At 69.3% G+C, this 17,207-nt stretch carries 15 protein-coding genes; 9 read left to right on the forward strand and 6 right to left on the reverse strand.

The window, feature by feature from the left end; translation table 11 throughout:
* Window positions 1-361 precede the first annotated feature (361 nt).
* The 6 genes from GGQ91_RS02130 to ggt all read left to right on the forward strand — a co-directional run bounded on the left by GGQ91_RS02130 (window position 362) and on the right by ggt (window position 7,751).
* A complete protein-coding gene (locus GGQ91_RS02130) occupies window positions 362-1,849 on the forward strand; it encodes an ABC transporter substrate-binding protein (protein ID WP_179697647.1) in 1,488 nt (495 codons plus the stop codon).
* 13 nt (window positions 1,850-1,862) lie between these two features.
* Window positions 1,863-2,807: an ABC transporter permease gene (locus GGQ91_RS02135; protein WP_182591258.1), complete on the forward strand. Its 945-nt coding sequence runs from the start codon at window positions 1,863-1,865 to the stop codon at window positions 2,805-2,807.
* A 286-nt stretch (window positions 2,808-3,093) separates the two neighbouring features.
* Window positions 3,094-4,008, forward strand: coding sequence for an ABC transporter permease (locus GGQ91_RS02140; RefSeq protein ID WP_043760181.1), 915 nt, complete (start codon window positions 3,094-3,096; stop codon window positions 4,006-4,008).
* Window positions 4,005-5,033, forward strand: coding sequence for an ABC transporter ATP-binding protein (locus GGQ91_RS02145; RefSeq protein ID WP_043385608.1), 1,029 nt, complete (start codon window positions 4,005-4,007; stop codon window positions 5,031-5,033). Before GGQ91_RS02140 ends, GGQ91_RS02145 begins: the two co-directional genes overlap by 4 nt.
* Window positions 5,030-5,953, forward strand: a complete 924-nt coding sequence (locus GGQ91_RS02150) for an ABC transporter ATP-binding protein (protein ID WP_053609519.1) — start codon at window positions 5,030-5,032, stop codon at window positions 5,951-5,953. The genes GGQ91_RS02145 and GGQ91_RS02150 overlap by 4 nt, the downstream gene beginning before the upstream one ends.
* 196 nt (window positions 5,954-6,149) lie before the next feature.
* Window positions 6,150-7,751 (forward strand): gamma-glutamyltransferase, encoded by a 1,602-nt coding sequence (gene ggt / locus GGQ91_RS02155; protein ID WP_043357403.1) that lies wholly within the window; start codon window positions 6,150-6,152, stop codon window positions 7,749-7,751.
* 218 nt (window positions 7,752-7,969) lie between these two features.
* Here the strand turns inward: ggt and prfB are convergent.
* A protein-coding gene (gene prfB / locus GGQ91_RS02160; protein ID WP_100794053.1) for a peptide chain release factor 2 occupies window positions 7,970-9,098 on the reverse strand; the annotation gives its coding sequence in 2 pieces (ribosomal slippage) (window positions 7,970-9,028 and window positions 9,030-9,098; 1,128 coding nt in all).
* A gap of 199 nt (window positions 9,099-9,297) precedes the next feature.
* Between prfB and GGQ91_RS02165 the strand changes: the two genes are divergently transcribed.
* A complete protein-coding gene (locus GGQ91_RS02165; RefSeq protein ID WP_043385613.1) occupies window positions 9,298-9,636 on the forward strand; it encodes a DUF3140 domain-containing protein in 339 nt (112 codons plus the stop codon).
* Window positions 9,637-9,657: 21 nt separating this feature from the next.
* On the opposite strand, the gene GGQ91_RS02170 is transcribed toward GGQ91_RS02165, so the two are convergent.
* From GGQ91_RS02170 to GGQ91_RS02185, 4 genes are all read right to left on the reverse strand, one after another.
* Window positions 9,658-10,017, reverse strand: a complete 360-nt coding sequence (locus GGQ91_RS02170; RefSeq protein ID WP_043357408.1) for a hypothetical protein — start codon at window positions 10,015-10,017, stop codon at window positions 9,658-9,660.
* A gap of 113 nt (window positions 10,018-10,130) precedes the next feature.
* Window positions 10,131-10,343, reverse strand: a complete 213-nt coding sequence (locus tag GGQ91_RS02175; protein WP_020090818.1) for a hypothetical protein — start codon at window positions 10,341-10,343, stop codon at window positions 10,131-10,133.
* Window positions 10,344-10,477: 134 nt separating this feature from the next.
* Entirely contained in the window at window positions 10,478-11,695 is a 1,218-nt protein-coding gene (locus GGQ91_RS02180) for an LL-diaminopimelate aminotransferase (RefSeq protein ID WP_043357422.1), read from the reverse strand.
* Window positions 11,696-11,815: 120 nt separating this feature from the next.
* Window positions 11,816-12,175 (reverse strand): hypothetical protein, encoded by a 360-nt coding sequence (locus GGQ91_RS02185; protein ID WP_043760179.1) that lies wholly within the window; start codon window positions 12,173-12,175, stop codon window positions 11,816-11,818.
* A 234-nt stretch (window positions 12,176-12,409) separates the two neighbouring features.
* Between GGQ91_RS02185 and GGQ91_RS02190 the strand changes: the two genes are divergently transcribed.
* Window positions 12,410-14,191: a PHA/PHB synthase family protein gene (locus GGQ91_RS02190; protein ID WP_043357424.1), complete on the forward strand. Its 1,782-nt coding sequence runs from the start codon at window positions 12,410-12,412 to the stop codon at window positions 14,189-14,191.
* Between the two features lie 82 nt (window positions 14,192-14,273).
* Here GGQ91_RS02190 and GGQ91_RS02195 read toward each other — a convergent pair whose 3' ends face one another.
* The gene (locus GGQ91_RS02195; RefSeq protein WP_182591475.1) at window positions 14,274-15,587 is read right to left on the reverse strand and encodes an OmpP1/FadL family transporter; all 1,314 of its coding nucleotides are present in this window, start codon (window positions 15,585-15,587) and stop codon (window positions 14,274-14,276) included.
* Window positions 15,588-16,000: 413 nt separating this feature from the next.
* On the opposite strand from GGQ91_RS02195, the gene GGQ91_RS02200 reads away from it, so the two are divergent.
* A complete protein-coding gene (locus tag GGQ91_RS02200; protein WP_043357420.1) occupies window positions 16,001-16,885 on the forward strand; it encodes a fumarylacetoacetate hydrolase family protein in 885 nt (294 codons plus the stop codon).
* Window positions 16,886-17,207 lie beyond the last annotated feature (322 nt).

Consider the following 17,207-nt stretch of genomic DNA (forward strand, 5'->3'; position numbering starts at 1 on the left):
CATCAATAGGAATACACAGGCTGTCTTTTGCGGCCCAAAATTTTTCCGGGTTGTTCAGGCGATCTATAAAATTGGATCCATCTCGGGCCCTGTACAATCCCTCTCGAGCCGGACCTTCGCATCGCGGACGCGGTCGGCGCCGGGCCTGCGGGGGGCGCCGATCGGATGCGGCGCCGGCTCGATCCGGGAGGCCCGGGCCAGATTGCCACGGAAAACCGAATACAAGATGCAGATTGGCCGCATGGCATGGATGCTGCCTGGGATTGTGCATGCCAGGAGGCTGCGCGACAGTGTCGCCCGTCTCCCGGATCGGCTGCGGCCGATCCGTGCCGCCCTCTCCGCCTGCATCCGGACTGGTCTCATGTTGCGTCTCGCCGCCTGCCTCCTTGCCGGTTTTACCCTCGCCGGGCCCGCCGCCGCGCAGACCCTGCGCTACGGCATGATGGAGGATCCGGACGCTCTCGACCCGACGCTCGCCCGCACCTTTGCGAGCCGGATGGTCTTCGCCGCCCTGTGTGACAAGCTCGTGGATATCGGCCCGGACCTGAAGCCGGTGCCGCAGCTCGCCACTTCCTGGGAGCTGTCGCCGGACGAGAAGGCGCTGACCCTGCACCTGCGTCCGGGCGTGCTGTTCCACGACGGCGAGAAGCTCGACGCGGCCGCGGCCAAGTACTCCATCGAGCGGCATAGGACGATGCCGGGCTCGCAGCGCCGGTCGGAGATCGCGCCGATCGACTCGGTGGACGTGGTCGACGACCTCACCGTCCGCATCAACCTGAAGCAGCCCTTCGCGCCGCTGCTCGCGCAGTTCACCGACCGGGCCGGCATGATGGTCTCGCCGAAGGCCGCCGAGCGGCTGGGTGACAAGTTCGCCTCCGCGCCGGTTTGCGCCGGGCCGTACAAGTTCGTCGAGCGGGTGCCGCAGGACCGGATCGTGGTCGAACGCTTCCCCGACTACTGGAACAAGGACGCGATCCACATCCAGCGGATCGAGTTCCGGCCGATCCCAGACGCCACGGTCCGGCTCACCAACCTGCGGGCCGGGCAACTCGACCTGCTGGAGCGGCTCGCCCCCACCGACGTTGCGCAGGTGAAGCGCGACGCCAAGCTGAAGCTCGAGTCCACCACCGAACTCGGCTTCCAGGAGATCCTGTTCAATCCCAACAAGGCCGGCTCGCCGGTGGCCGACCCGAAGGTTCGCGCCGCCTTCGAGGCCGCCATCGACCGCAACGCCATCAATCAGGTCGTCTACAACGGCGAGTTCCTGGCCGGGAACCAGTGGGTCAACCCGAAGAACCCGAACTACGTCGCCGAATACCCGATCCCGAAGCGGGACGTGGCCAAGGCCAAGGCCCTGCTCGCCGAGGCCGGCAAGCCGAACCCGCAGATCACGCTCACCGTCTACGCCAACAGCGAGTCGCCCCAGGTGGGCCAAGTGATCCAGGCGATGACCAAGGAAGCCGGGTTCGACGTGAAGATCCAGGCCGTGGACTTCACCACGGCGCTCGATGCCGCCGACAAGGGCAATTACGAGGCGCAGCTCTATTCCTGGAGCGGCCGGTCCGACCCGGACGGGAACACCTACAGCTTCCTCGCCTGCAAGGCGGCGCTGAACTATCCCAAATACTGCAGCCCGGAGGCCGACGCGGCCCTCCAGGCCGAACGCGGCACCATCGATCCGGCCAAGCGCAAGGCCGCCTGGAAGGCCCTGGCCGATCAGGTGCTGAAGGACCGGCCCGGCATCTACATCCTGCACCGCAAGCTGCTCTGGGCCTACAGCCAGAAGCTCTCGGGCTTCGTGCCCTATCCGGACGGGCTCGTGCGCTTCACCGGACTGAAGTTCAACTGATGCTGCGGCTCTGATGCTTCGATTTCTGGCCCGACGCCTCGCCCTGGCGATCCCGACCCTGATCCTGGCCTCGATGATCATCTTCGCCCTGCAGCAATTGCTGCCGGGGGACGTCGCCACCGCGCTGACCGGCGAGGAGCGCGACCCGCAGGTGATCGCCTTCATCCGCGAGAAGTACCACCTCGATGAGCCCCTGCCGGTACGCTACGCCTACTGGGCCGGCGGCGTGCTGCGGGGCGATCTCGGCGAGTCGATCCGGCTGCAGAAGCCGGTCTCCGAGCTGATCGTCGAGAAGCTGCCGGTCACCCTCGAACTCGCCTGTCTCGCCATGCTGGTGGCGCTGGCCATCGGCGTACCGATGGGCGTGCTCTCGGCGGTGAAGCGCGGGCAGGCCGCCGACACGATCGCCAACGGGATCGCCCTGTGGGGCCTCTCAGTGCCGAACTTCTGGCTCGGGATCCTGCTGATCCTTCTGTTCTCGGTGGAACTCGGCTGGCTGCCGGCCTCGGGCTACGTTTCGCCGTTCGAGAGCATGTCGGACAACCTCGCCGCCATGGTGATGCCGGCCTTCGTGCTCGGCAACGCCATCGCGGCGGTGATGATGCGCCACACCCGCGCGGCGATGCTGGGCGTGCTCGGCTCCGACTACGTCCGCACGGCCCGGGCCAAGGGCGTCTCGCCGCTTCGCGTCACCCTGCGGCACGCCCTGCCGAACGCCGCGATCCCGATCATCACCCTCGGGGCGCTGGAATTCGGCCAGCTCCTGTCGGGGGCGGTGCTCACCGAGCAGGTCTTCTCCGTGCCGGGCTTCGGGAAGCTGATGGTCGATGCCGTGTTCAACCGGGATTTCGCCACCGTGCAGGGCGTCGTGATCTGCACGGCCGCCACCTACATCGCCCTGAACCTCGCCGCCGACCTGCTCTCGGCCGCCGTGAACCCGAAGCTCAGGCGGGCATGAGCGCAATGATTGCCCGCGCCTCGCTCTCGCAGTCTTCAGAGCTGCGACTTCGGGAGTTACAATTGAGTGCACAGAGTGAAGCGCGGGTCCCCTGTGCCGAGCGGGAGAGGGACAGGGTGAGGGAGGAGAACTCTCCGGAAAGACCTGATCCCTCACCCCAACCCTCTCCCGCACGGGAGAGGGAGCGCGTCGCATCTCGCACTGGCCGGCCTGAAACCATCATGGGCTGCGCTGAAAAGCAGTGTGCGCGGATCGTACGCATCGCTGCCAACCCCGCGAGCCCCCGATGAGCACCGGCACCCCCATCGCCGAAGCCACCGGCCTCGCGGCCCCCGCGGGCACGCCGGCCCTCATCCAGGAACCCGGCACCCTCGCGGCCTTCTGGCGGCGCCTGCGGGCGCGCCCGAGCGCCGTCGCGGGCCTCATCATCGTTGGCCTGCTGATCCTCATGGCGGTCTTCGCCCCCTGGATCGCCCCCTACGATCCCACCGCCACCGACTGGGGCAACGTCCGCGGCGCGCCGAGCCTCGCGCACCCGTTCGGCGGCGACGAGGTCGGCCGCGACGTCCTCTCGCGGATCATCTTCGGCGCCCGCGCCTCCCTCGGCGCCGGCCTCGTGTCGGTGGCGCTGGCGGTGTCCCTCGGCCTGCCGCTGGGACTGCTCGCCGGCTACGCGGGCGGCTGGATCGACGGGGCGATCTCGCGCCTTACCGACGCGCTCCTGGCAATTCCCTTCCTGATCCTGGCGATCGCGCTCGCGGCCTTCCTGGGCCCCAGCCTCGTCAACGCGATGATCGCCATCGGCCTCTCGGCGACCTCGACCTTCATCCGGTTGACCCGGGCGCAGGTGCGCGCCGTGGCGGCGGAGGAGTTCGTGGAGGCGGCCCGGGCCATGGGCAACCCGCCCTGGCGGATCGCCCGGGTCCACATCCTGCCCAACATCGTCCCGGCGATCCTCGTCCAGGCGACCCTCACCATCGCGGCCGCGATCATCGCGGAGGCGAGCCTGTCCTTCCTCGGTCTCGGCCAGCAGCCTCCGGAACCCTCCTGGGGGGCGATGCTCAACACCGCCAAGAACTTCATGGACGAGGCGCCCTGGATGGCGATCTGGCCCGGCCTTTCGATCTTCCTCGCCGTCCTCGCCTTCAACCTGTTCGGCGACGGCCTGCGGGACGCCCTCGACCCGAGGCAGCGCACATGACAGCGCCCATGACCAAGCCTCTCCTCGACGTCCGCGACCTCGCGGTCGCCTTCGACACCGACGGCGGCGCGGTCCACGCCGTCAACGGCGTCTCCTACACCCTGCACGAGGGCGAGACCCTGGGGATCGTCGGCGAGTCGGGTTCCGGCAAGAGCGTGCACGTGCTCGCCATGCTGGGCCTGATCCCGCGCCCGCCCGGCCGCATCACCGGCGGGCAGGTGCTGTTCGAGGGGCGCGATCTCCTCGCCCTGAAGGAGCGGGAACTCCGAAAGGTTCGGGGCGGCGCGATCGGGTTCGTGTTCCAGGACCCGATGAGTTCGCTCAACCCCGGCATGACCGTAGCGGCGCAGATCATCGAGCCCCTGCGCATCCATCTGGGCCTCGACGCCCGCGCCGCCCGCGTCCGGGCGAAGGAACTGCTCGACCTCGTCCGCATCCCGAACGCGGGAGCGCGCCTCGACCAGTACCCGCACGAGTTCTCCGGCGGCCAGCGCCAGCGGGTGATGATCGCCATCGGCCTGAGCTGTCGCCCGAAGCTGCTGATCGCCGACGAGGCGACCACCGCCCTCGACGTGACCGTCCAGGCCGAGATCGTGGGCCTGGTGCAGGAGCTGAAGCGCGAGCTCGGCATGGCGATCATCTGGATCACACACGACCTCGGCGTGGTGGCCGGCATCAGCGACACCGTTCAGGTGATGTATGCCGGCCGGATCCTGGAGCGCGGCCCGGTGGACGACATCTTTTCGGATCCCCGCAACGCCTACACGCTGGGGCTTCTGCGCTCCCTGCCGGACCTCTCCGGCGGCCGGGCTGGGCGCCGTCGCCTGCACCAGATCGAGGGGGCGCCCCCGGACATGCGCCACCTGCCGCCGGGCGATCCCTTCGCGCCGCGCAACGCCTACGCGACGCCCCGGTGCCGGACCGAGATGCCGCCCCTGGCGCAGGCGCCCGGCGCCGCCCCCGGCCACCTCGTCGCCGCCTGGTACGACCTGCCGCAGCTTCTGAGCCGGGAGGCCGCGCGATGAGCCCGCAGGACTATCCGGTCGTCTCGGTGCGGGACCTGTCCAAGCACTATCCCCTGCGCTCGTGGTGGGGCGGCAAGGCCTCGGTGTTCCGCGCCGTCGAGGGGGTGAGCTTCGACATCCGTCCCGGCGAGACCCTGGGGCTCGTCGGCGAATCCGGCTCCGGCAAGTCCACGATCGGCCGGGCCGTGACGATGCTCAACCCGCCGACATCCGGCACGATCGCCTTCGAGGGCACCGACCTCGCCAAGCTCTCGGCGGGGGCGATGCGCAGAATGCGCGCCCGGATGCAGACCGTGTTCCAGGACCCCTACGCGGCCCTCAACCCGCGCATGACCGCCGGAGACTATGTCGCCGAAGCCTTCAAGCTGCACCGGCGGGACATGCGGAGCCCGGAGCGGCGTGAGGCCGTCGCGGCGCTGTTCCAGCGGGTCGGGCTCGATCCGCGGTTCATGGGGCGCTACCCGCACCAGTTCTCGGGCGGCCAGCGCCAGCGCATCTGCATCGCCCGGGCGATCGCCCTGAAGCCCAGCTTCATCGTCGCCGACGAGCCGATCGCGGCGCTCGACGTCTCGATCCAGGCGCAGGTGGTGAACCTGCTCCAGGACCTGCAGGACGAGATGGGGCTGTCCTACCTGTTCATCTCCCACGACCTGCGGATGGTCCGCTACCTCTGCCACCGGGTCGCGGTGCTCTGGCGCGGGCGGATCGTCGAGATGGCCGAGGCCGACGCCCTCTACGAGGATCCGCGCCATCCCTACACACGCCGCCTGCTCGCGGCCGTGCCGGTGCCGCACCCGGCCGAGGAGCGCGCCCGGCTCGCCGCGCGGGACCTGGCCGGCCACGACCAGCCGCCGGACGGGCCGCTCATTGAAGTGGCGCCGGGGCATTGGGTGGCGATGCCCGAGGGTCAGGGCGCGTGACAAGCGCACTTTCTCTTTCCCACCCTCCTCCCTCATCCTGAGGTGCGAGCACAGCGAGCCTCGAAGGAGGGCTCCAGCGAGCCGCACGATCCCTGGAGCCCTCCTTCGAGGCCTCCGCTTCGCTCCGGCAACTCAGGCCGATTTTTGGATCAAGCAGCGTCGTCTCGTCGAGACGATCCATACAGCAGGACATCCCGTGAGAGACTTCTCCGCCCCCGGCCGCTCCCCGGTCTATGCCGCCAACGCCGCCGTCGCGACCTCGCACCCGCTCTCGACTCTCGCCGCCATCGAGGTGCTGCGCGCGGGCGGCAACGCCGTGGATGCCGGCATCGCGGCGGTCGCCGTGCAATGCGTGGTCGACCCGCTGATGACCGGCATCGGCGGCGACTGCTTCGCCCTCTACGCCCCCGCCGGCGCCACCAAGCCCCTCGCCCTGGACGGTTCGGGCCGCGCCCCGGCCGCCGCCACGCCCGACTGGTACGCCGAGCACGGCGTCGCCATCACGCCGACTTCGCCGCACGCCGTCACGGTGCCGGGTGCCGTCGCAGCCTGGGACCTGCTCGTCCGCGAGCACGGCACCCGCTCGCTGGGTGAGCTCCTCCAGCCGGCGATCCGTTACGCGGAGGACGGGTTCGTGATCCAGCAACGGGTCGGCTGGGACTGGCAGCGGGGCGCGGAGCGCGTCGCCGCCGATCCGCACGCCGCCGAGACCTACCTGCCCGGCGGGCAGGTGCCGGCCATCGGCAGCGTCCTGCGCCTGCCGAAGCTCGCGGCGACGCTCCGGCGCATCGCCCAGGAGGGCGCGCGCGGCTTCTACACGGGGCCGGTGGCCGAAGACATGGTGAGCCGGCTCAACGCGCTCGGCGGCCTGCACACCCTGGACGACTTCGCCGCTGCCCGGCCCGACATGGTGACACCCGTCTCAACCCGCTACCGGGGCTACGACGTCTACGAGTGCCCGCCCGCAGGCCAAGGCCTGGCGGCGCTGATGATGCTCAACGTGCTCACGCATTACGACGTCGGCGCCCTCTCGGACCTCGACCGGCTGCATCTCTTCGCCGAGACCTGCAAGCAGGGCTATCATCACCGCGACGTCCTGTTCGGCGACGCCGCCCTCGCCCAGGTGCCGATCGAGCACCTCCTCTCCGACGCCTGGAAGGCCGCCGCCCACGGGGCGATCGACATGGGCCGGGCCCGCGAGCCGGAGATCTATCCCGAGATCAGGCAGGAGATCGCCGAGGGCCGCGCCCACAAGGACACGGTCTATCTTTGCGTGGTCGATCGGGACGGCAACGCCCTGTCGCTGATCAACTCGATCTTCCAGGGCTTCGGCTCCGGCATCCTGGCACCCGAGAGCGGCGTCCTGCTGCACAATCGCGGCCTGTCGTTCCGCACGGAGGGCGGCCACCCGAACAGCGTCGGGCCCGGCAAGCGGCCGATGCACACGATCATCCCCGGCATGCTGATGAAGGACGGGCAGGCGGTCGCGCCGTTCGGCGTCATGGGCGGCCACTATCAGGCCATGGGCCATGTCGAGCTGCTCTCCGGCCTCATCGACCGCGGCCTCGACGTGCAGGAGGCGCTCGATGCCCCGCGCAGCTTCGCCTATGGCGGCAGCCTGGAGGTCGAGGGCGGGATCTCCGACGCGGTGATGGCGGGGCTGATCGAGCGCGGCCACCCGGCGATCCGGGCGCCGCTGCCGCTCGGCGGCGGCCAGATCATCTGGATCGACCGCAAGGCCGGCACGCTGGCGGCCGGCTCGGACCCGCGCAAGGACGGGGCGGCGCTGGGGTATTGAGGGGCTTGGCCGGTGGGATGCTCAAGGCCTTCCCACCCACCGCCCTTATCCTGAGGTGCCCGCGTCAGCGGGCCTCGAAGGAGAGCTCCCGCAATCGCAACGGTATCCGGAGACCTCCTTCGAGGCCTCCGCTACGCTCCGGCACCTCAGGATGAGGTGATCGGATTGGACGCCCCGGGGACCGGAACGACAATCGTTCGGATCCCCGGAGGTTCGGATCAGTCGATATCCTCGACCGCCTCACCACCGCCGTAGACCCGCTGGGCGAGCGAGGCCTCCATGAACGGATCGAGATCGCCGTCGAGCACCTCGTCCGGATCGGTGGACTGGGTGCCGGTGCGCAGGTCCTTCACCAGCTGGTACGGCTGCAGCACGTAGGACCGGATCTGGTGACCCCAGCCGATATCGGTCTTGGACGCGGCCTCGGCGTTGGCCTTTTCTTCGCGCTTCTTCAGCTCCGCCTCGTAGAGGCGGGCGCGCAGCATGTTCCAGGCGGTCGCCCGGTTCTTGTGCTGCGAGCGCTCCTGCTGGCACGCCACCACGATCCCGGTGGGGTTGTGGGTGATGCGCACCGCCGAGTCGGTGGTGTTCACGTGCTGGCCACCGGCGCCCGACGACCGATAGGTGTCGATCCGGCAGTCGGATTCCTTGATCTCGATCTCGATCCGGTCGTCGATCACCGGATAGACCCAGACGCTGGCGAAGCTGGTGTGCCGCCGGGCGCTGGAATCGTAGGGCGAGATCCGCACCAGACGGTGCACGCCGGACTCGGTCTTGAGCCAGCCATAGGCGTTGTGGCCCTTGATCAGGAGCGTGGCGCCCTTGATCCCGGCCTCTTCGCCGTCGGTCATCTCGACGACCTCGACCTTGTACTTCCGACGCTCGGCCCAGCGGGCATACATGCGCTGAAGCATGTTGGCCCAGTCCTGGCTCTCAGTGCCGCCGGCCCCGGCATGGACCTCGAGATAGGTGTCGAATCCGTCGGCCTCGCCGGACAGCAGGGTCTCGACCTGCCGGCTCGCGGCCTCCTTCTCGACGGCCAGGATCGCCGCCTCGCCCTCGCGGATCGAGGATTCGTCACCCTCCATCTCGCCGAGCTCGATCAGCGTGGCGCCGTCCTCGAGGTCGCGCTCCAGCTTCTTGATCGCCGTGACGGCCTCGTCGAGCTGCTGGCGCTCGCGCATGACCTTCTGGGCGGCCTCGGCATCGTTCCAGAGGTCGGGGTTCTCGGAAGCCGCGTTCAGCTCCGCGAGGCGTTTATCGACTGTATCCCAGTCAAAGATGCCTCCTCAGCAGCCCTATAGACTGCTTGGCGGCATCCGAGGCTTGCTCGATCTCGGCGCGCATCTGGTTTTTCGGGAATGGGGTTTGGAGAAAGAATGGAGGCTCGTCGGGTCGGGGTGATAGCCCCCGGGACCCGGCCTGTAAACGCTTCCGCGTCGCGTCGCATGCCGCCCGTGCGGCGCCCGACCGCAGGGAAGGAGGCGAGCCGGCAAGCCTCGGGCGCGTTGTCGGGCACGAACGACAGGGCCCAGGAGGCAAGCGGATGGCGGACGACGATCACGCGGCGACGTGGGCGGACTTCAACGAGGCCGTCAACATGACGCCCGCGGCGCTGAAGAAGCACCTCGACAGCGAGGCCAGCAAGGAGGTCGGCCAGAAGAAGGGCGGCGGCGAGTCCACCGGCCACGCGATGGGCCGGCGCATCCTGGCGATCAAGGATACGAAGAAGGCCGACCTGACGGACGACGATTACGCCGCCATGCGCAAGGTGGTGGGCTACGTCCACCGCCATCTCAAGCAGGGCGGAGAGGCCCGGAAGGACCCCGACTCACCGTGGCGGTTGTCGCTGATGAATTGGGGCCACGATCCGCACAAGGATTGAGGCTCCGGAACGCCCGGCGGCTCAGTAGCGCGGCGGCACGATGTAGGACGGAGCGATCACGTACTCCTTCGGCCGCTTGCGCGCGCCGAACCGGCCCTCGGTGATCTGGTCGTTGTAATAGTCGAAGCCCGTATAGCCGAAACCGCCGCCGTTCATCACCTCGGCGACCGGGACCGCGGGCTGCGCGAGATCGGGACGGCCCGGCGGCACCACCACCTGGCAGCACCCCTCGGTCTCGAGAACGGTGGGCCCGTTCGGCGCGGTGAACACGAAGGCGCGGGGCTGGTACGGCGCGGGCGGGTAGGCGGCGTCGGAGGCCGAGGCGCCCTGCCCCGCCAGGAGGGCGAGCAGTCCGGCGGCGATCAGGGTCTTGGTGCTCACGCGATGCTCCGTCAGGGGGCCGGCCGGGCCGGCATCTGGCCTACAGTCTAGCTGATCGCGGGCGGCTTGTCCGGCCCATCCGAATCGACCGGTTACCGAAATGCCGGCGCAGATCAGCCGCGGGCGCGCAGGACCACCTGCGGGCTTGCCGGCACGGGCCGGCAATCCGTCGTGAAGGCGTTGACCGGCAACGGCTTCGAGTCGCACGCATATACGTCCGCCGGGCCGGGCGCGGGGATCGGATCCCGGGCGATGATCGGGTTCGGCGCACAGGCCGAGGCCGCGGCGGCGAGCAGCAGGGCGGCGATCAGGTTCAGGCGGCGCATGCGACACTCGGGACGCGGGAGGACCCCCGCACCTGACCCTGGCCATCGCGATCCGTCCTGACAAGCGCCGGCGCGGGGCGTCGGCGCCTTTGGCGGAGCCTGTCGCCCCGCGGCAACAATCCGCGCGGGGTCGGCTAGCCGGCCCGGACCATCGGCACGACGTTGTGCAGGGTCTTGTCGGTGCCGTCGAAGAACCGGCGGATGTTGCGCGCGGCCTGCCGGATGCGCTGCTCGTTCTCGACCAGCGCGATGCGGACATACTCGTCGCCGAATTCGCCGAATCCGATGCCGGGCGCCACCGCGACATCCGACTTCTCCAGCAGCAGCTTGGAGAATTCGAGGCTGCCCATCTCCCGGTAGCGCTCCGGGATCGGAACCCACGCGAACATCGAGGAGGCGGGCGACGGGATGGTCCAGCCGGCCTTGCCGAAGGATTCCACCAGCGCGTCGCGGCGCTTCCTGTAGATGCTGCGCATCTCGTGGATGCAGTCGTCCGGCCCGTTGAGGGCGGCGGTCGCGGCGACCTGGATCGGCGTGAAGGCGCCGTAATCGAGGTAGGACTTCACCCGGGTGAGCGCCGCGAGCAGGCGCTCGTTGCCCACCGCGAAGCCCATGCGCCAGCCGGCCATCGAGTAGGTCTTCGACAGCGAGGTGAACTCCACCGTGCAGTCGATGGCGCCGGGCACCTGCAGGACCGAGGGCGGCGGGTTGTCGTCGAAATAGACCTCCGCGTAGGCGAGGTCCGACAGCAGGATCAGCTCGTGCTGCTTCGCGAAGGCCACGAGATCCCGGTAGAAGTCGAGGCTCGCCACGTAGGCGGTCGGGTTCGACGGGTAGCAGACGACCAGGGCGACCGGCTTCGGGATCGAGTGGCGCATGGCCCGCTCGAGGGCCGGGAACATCGCCGGGGTCGGCTCGGCCGGCACGGAGCGGATGACGCCGCCGGCCATCAGGAAGCCGAAGGCGTGGATCGGGTAGCTCGGGTTCGGCACCAGCACGACGTCGCCCGGGGCGGTGATCGCCTGAGCCATGTTGGCGAAGCCCTCCTTGGAGCCCAGCGTCGCCACCACCTGCGTGTCGGGGTTGAGGGTCACGCCAAACCGGCGCTGGTAGTAACCGGCCTGGGCCTTGCGCAGGCCCGCGATGCCCTTCGAGGCCGAGTAGCGGTCGGTGCGGGGCCGCCCGGCCGTCTCGCACAGCTTGGCGATCACGTGCTTGGGGGCGTCGAGGTCGGGATTGCCCATCCCGAGATCGATGATGTCGGCGCCCTGCGCGCGGGCGGCGGCCTTGATCCGGTTGACCTGCTCGAAGACGTAGGGCGGCAGTCGCTTGATGCGGTGGAAGTCGGTCATGGGCGTGTCCATCGGCGCGTCCCGAATCTGGCGTCTTTCGTCTGGGCCGGTCGCGCGAACCCCATGCTCTAGCAGAGTTGCGGGCCGCCGCCGACCCACAAATCGGTGCTCAAATCGGTGCTATTGCGGCGGCGCCGGGGCCGGCTTGATGGTGGCCGCGGCGCCCTGCCCGGCGCTCGCCGCCGCCCGGCCGCGGACCTCGTTGCGGCCGCGGGCGCTCTCCAGCTCCGCCTCCAGGGCCTTCTGGCCGGTGACCGACTTGGCCCGGACCGGGCGCTTCGGCGCGTCGACGCCCACCGGCATGAAGTCGGGCTGCGCCTTGCTGCGGGATTCCGCGACGAAATCCGGCGCGGCGACGGTCCGCGGCCCGTAGCCTGCATCGGAGGCCAGCGAGCGGACGACGTCGCCCGAGCAGGCCCCGAGCAGGCTGACCAGCAGCCCGAGGCCGGCCGTGCGGATCAGCGGCAGGCTGCGGGACATGCGGGCGACAGGGTTCAAAATGGCACGATCCATCGTCACATGGGTTTGAAAAGAACGGCCGGATGTTTCGGCGACGTCCGCAACCGGGGTGGCGAAAGCTCTGGCTCGCTCCTTATTTTGTCGGAAACGAGGCCCGCGCGATCGGGTCGACAGACGAAACACAGGGAGGCACGTTTGACGAGTCCGCAGGCGCCGGATCGGACCGCCCCTCCGAAGTCGGTCTCGAACGGCGCGATGCCGGACGGCATGGCTGCTCCGATGCCGGATTTCGAGGCGCTGTCCCGCAATGCCGGACAGTTCGTCGAGGCGATGGGGCGCAATATCGCCCGCGCCCTCGGGCCCGAGGGACAGGGAGGCGCCCCCGGAAGCGAGATGAACGAGGCCGCCAAGGTCCTCGGGCAGGTGGCCGAGACCTGGCTCGCCGACCCGAAGCGGAGCGCCGAGGCCCAGGCCCGCCTGTCGCAGGCCTTCCTGTCGCTCTGGGGCTCGACCTACATGCGCCTGCAGGGCCAGCCCGCCGACCCGGTGGTTCTTCCGGAGCCCCGGGACGCGCGCTTCGCCCATGCCGAGTGGTCGACCAACCCGTATTTCGACTTCATCAAGCAGGCCTACCTGCTCGCCGCCCGCTGGGCCGAAAGCCTCGTGGACGAGGCCGAGGGGCTCGATGCGCACACGCGCCACAAGGCGCAATTCTACCTGCGCCAGCTCACCAGCATGCTCTCGCCGTCGAACTTCCTGCCGACCAACCCGGAGCTGATCCGCCATACCCTCCAGGAGAACGGCGCCAACCTCGTCCGCGGCCTGAAGATGTACGAGGAGGATCTACAGGCGGGCGGCGGACATCTGCGCGTGCGCCAGACCGACCCGAGCGGGTTCGAGGTCGGGCGCAACATGGCGGTCACCCCCGGCGAGGTGGTGTTCCGCAACGATCTGATCGAGCTGATCCAGTACGCGCCCGCCACCGAGACCGTGCTGCGGCGCCCGTTCCTGATGGTTCCGCCCTGGATCAACAAGTTCTACATCCTCGACCTCAATCCCCAGAAGAGCTTCCTGAAGTGGATGGTCGACCAGGGCCTGACGGTCTTCTGCATCTCGTGGGTGAATCCGGATTCCCGGCATGCCGACAAGGACTTCGAGTCCTACATGCGCGAGGGGATCGAGGCGGCCATCGACGCGATCGGGGTCGCCACCGGGGAGACCGAGGTCACGGCGGCCGGCTACTGCGTCGGCGGGACGCTGCTCGCCGTGACGCTGGCCATGCAGGCCGCCACCGGAAACCGGCGGATCAAGAGCGCGACGCTGCTCACCACGCAGGTCGACTTCACCCATGCCGGCGACCTGAAGGTCTTCGCCGACGAGGAGCAGATCCGGCAGGTCGAGGCCCGGATGGCCGAGCAGGGCTACCTGGAGGGCGCCCGGATGGCGAACGCCTTCAACATGCTCCGGCCGAACGACCTGATCTGGCCCTACATCGTCAACAACTACATCAAGGGCAAATCGCCCTCGGCTTTCGACCTGCTGTACTGGAATTCCGACGCCACGCGGATGCCAGCGGCCAATCATTCCTTCTATCTGCGCAACTGCTACCTCGACAACACGCTGGCGCAGGGACGGATGGTGCTCGGCAACGTCCGCCTCGACCTCAAGAAGGTGCAGGTCCCGATCTTCAACCTCGCAACCCGGGAGGATCACATCGCGCCGGCCCTCTCGGTCTTCGAGGGCTCGAAGGTGTTCGGCGGCAAGGTCGATTTCGTGCTGGCGGGATCGGGCCATATCGCCGGCGTGATCAACCCCCCGTCCAAGCCGAAATACGGCTACTGGACCGGCGGCCCGGTCAAGGGGACGCTGGAGGACTGGATCAGCGCCGCGGTCGAGACCAAGGGTTCGTGGTGGCCGTATTGGTTTCAGTGGATCGAGGCGCAGGCGCCGGAGCGGGTGCCGGCCCGGAAACCCGGCGGGGATGCGCTCCAATCCCTCGGCCCGGCGCCGGGGACCTACGTGCGCATGCGGGCCTGAGGCGCGCCATCCGCGGCGAACCGGAGCGGGGCACCGCCCGTCGCGGATCGCCCGGGGGAGCCGGGCGCCCCGCGCAGGCGCATCACCATTTCCGCACGAGGGGCGCGGGGGCGGGGGCCGGCGGCGCGCCGAACACGTAGCGGAAGCCCACCGAGACGATGTCGGCGCTGGAATCCACCACCCCCGCGAAGGCGATGTTGCCGACGTTGTAGTCGCGGCCGAGGCCCGCCAGGATCCGCGACCGGTCCAGGAAGAAGTGCGAATAGGCGAGGTTCAGCGTCAGCTGCCGGCTCCAGCGGTAGCTGGCGCCCACCGAGGCGATGTATCGGTCCCCGTCCGGCAGCCGCACCGAACGGTTGCGGAAGTCGATCGGCGAGGTCTCGTAGGCGAAGCCCGTGCGCAGCGTCAGGTTCGGCGAGGCGTCGTACTCGGCGCCGATCGCGTAGGTGAACCCGTCCTTGTAGTTGAGCGGCAGGGTGTTCACCGGCAGGCCGAGGGTCTTCGACACGATCCCGATGGTCCCGAGCCTCGACCAGTTGTCCCATTCGAAGCCGAGGTTCACCCGCGCCACCGGCGAGACCGCCTGGGTGAGGCCGACGCTCAGCTTGTCGGGGGTGTTCAGCCTCGCCCGGACCTGGCCGGCGAGCGGAGCCAGGGCGAGCAGCGGCACGCCGATCGAGCCGTCGATGTCGTGGTGCACCGAGGAGCGGTAGCCGATGCCCAGCACGGTCCCGTCGCGGGGCGTCAGCGTGGCGCCCGCGGTGAAGCCCACCCCCCAGGATTCCCCCTTGAGGAAGGAGCTCGGATAGGCGGTCGGCAGGAGGCCCGGGACCGGCAGCGCCTGCCGCAGGGTCAGGCGGAAATACTCGATGTTCGGCCCGGCCGCGATCGACAGCCATTCGTTGACCTTGAAGCCGATCACCGGGTTGATCGCCAGGGAGAAGATCCGCGACGAGCGTCCGTAGACCTCCCCGGCCCAGACCTGGTTGGGCTTGGTCACGAGCCCGAAGGGCGCGCCGGTCGAGAGGCCGAGCCACAGGCGGTCGTTCAGCTGGTACGAGGTCGCGCCCGCCGGCACGAGGGCGCCCTGACCGAGCTCGCCCGAGCCGCCCAGCCGCGCGAAGCCCGGATTGGTGCCCGGCGCCGGGCGGATCTCCGAGGACAGGCCGATATAGGTGAAGTTCTGCTCCGCGACGAAGCCCGGGTTCATCGTGATGGTCGCGGGGTTCCAGAACATCGACGACACGCCGCCCGATCCCGAGGCCGCGCCCGCAAACGCCAGCCCCTGCGCCTGCGTGCTCTGCTCCCGCAGACCGAACGCCCCAGCCTGAACCTGCCCGGCACCGAGGATCATTGCCGTCGCCGCCAGCATTGCAGCGCGCACCGTCCTGCCCATCTCGTCCCCCAAGCGTTGTCGTTCTGGCGGGCGCCGAAGATTGTTAGAGCTTCATCAGGTGGCACCCTTTCGGGCATGGTGCCGGTTGCGGGGACTGAACCGCAATGACCAGGACGGCCTCAGGAGGCGAAAAGAAGATCCGTAGAGACATCGGGATGCATTGTCCCATCGGGGCCGATGCCTGGCGAAGACCTGTTTTCGATAATTACGCACCCAACTTTTCCTCTTGCGCCGCGCCCTGAACAATAGACCCATTATCATCAGACCATGAACTTTTTTGCAGGCCTGTTGCTTGGCTGCGACACCCGGCGGGGCGCTGCGTGCGGACCGCCGGCCTTGCACCCGGGTCGAGGCCCGGCCATGGTCCCGGCGTCCGGCGCAGACCGGCACAGGGAAGGATGAGGAGTGCGGCCATGAAGCTCTTCCGGCACGGCCCGAGCGGCGACGAGAAGCCCGGCCTCGTGGATGCGAAAGGCGGCCTGCGCGACCTGTCGGGCATCGTGCGGGACATTGCCGGGCCGGCGCTGTCGCCCGATTCGCTGGCGCGCCTGCGCGCCCTCGATCCCGAGACCCTGCCGAAGCTGCCGCCGGACGTGCGCCTCGGCCCCTGCGTGGGCGGCACCCGCAACGTCGTGGCCATCGGCCTGAACTTCGCCGACCACGCCGCCGAGACCGGCTCGCCGATCCCGGCCGAGCCGATCATCTTCAACAAGGCGCCGTCCAGCCTGTGCGGGCCGAACGACACGGTGATCATCCCCAAGGGGTCGCACAGCACCGACTGGGAGGTCGAACTCGCCGTGGTGATCGGGCGGCGCGCCAGCTACGTCCACGCCAACGAGGCGCTGAGCTACGTGGCGGGGGCCTGCATCTGCAACGACGTCTCCGAGCGCGAATGGCAGATGAACCGCGGTCCGACCTGGACCAAGGGCAAGAGCGCACCGACCTTCGGGCCGCTGGGCCCCTGGCTGGTGACGCTCGACGAGATTCCCGACCTGAAGAACCTCGCCATGAGCCTCGACGTCAACGGCGAGCGCCGTCAGACCGGCTCCACCGCCACGATGATCTTCGACGTTCCCCAGCTCGTCGCCTACACGTCGCACTTCATGCTGCTGGAGCCGGGCGACGTGATCACCACCGGCACCCCGCCGGGCGTCGGGCTCGGCATGAAGCCGCCGCGCTACCTCAAGGCCGGGGACGAGATGGTCCTGCGGATCGACCGGCTCGGCGAGCAGCGTCAGCAGGTCATCGCCTTCGACGACTGGACCGCCAAGGTCTCCGCCGGCGAGCCGACGGACTGACTGGCCGCGCCGCCGCCCGCATCCGGGCGGCGGTGCCGGTTCCAGGAACAGACACCGGTATCGGTGATCGTCCCGCGCTTCGGCCGGACAAGACTGCGACATCGGATTGTCCGCAGGCCCGCGCGCAGGGTCGGAACCCGAGCCGCCGACGCGCAAGGCGATCGAGATCCGGGCCGACACCGTCAAGCAGGCGGTGCGGGACGAGCCCGACCGGATCCGGTGGATCGCGGCGCAGCCCAATCGCCTCGCGCGCCGGGTCGGGGCCGGCGGCCGGATCCTTGGGGCCTCCGATCAGACTGGATCGCTGACCGGGCGGGCGTCC

This window comes from Methylobacterium fujisawaense (assembly GCF_014138435.1).
In the GTDB taxonomy this organism is placed as follows: domain Bacteria; phylum Pseudomonadota; class Alphaproteobacteria; order Rhizobiales; family Beijerinckiaceae; genus Methylobacterium; species Methylobacterium fujisawaense.